Annotated in this window: 1 protein-coding gene; it reads left to right on the top strand. The window is 34.9% G+C overall.

Annotation, left to right across the window (positions count from 1 at the left end; genetic code table 11):
* The coding region (locus tag ETC27_RS17915) for a hypothetical protein (RefSeq protein WP_205742772.1) at positions 1-281 on the top strand (281 nt) is incomplete at both ends.

Raw genomic sequence — 281 nt, forward strand, 5'->3', positions numbered from 1 at the left:
TATCGTATTGTTGGATTTTTCGGTCTTGCTTATCTGGCGCTTGTTTTTGTAAAGAATAAAGATATCTGGATGATGCAAGTCACGAGACGTTCGAGGAGAAAAAACAAGCTATTGGACTGGAAAAAGATTCTTGCCGTTCCTTGTATTTTAATTGCGTATTATCTTTTTCATCTTTCGATGATTCTGGTTGAGAATATAAATAATGCAGCTTTTAGCATAGATTATATTTCCTTAAATTTGAATCTTCTTGTCGAGCGGTACATGCCATTAGCTTGTGTGAT

The sequence above is a fragment of the Onishia niordana genome, assembly GCF_004798965.1.
In the GTDB taxonomy this organism is placed as follows: Bacteria; Pseudomonadota; Gammaproteobacteria; order Pseudomonadales; family Halomonadaceae; genus Onishia; species Onishia niordana.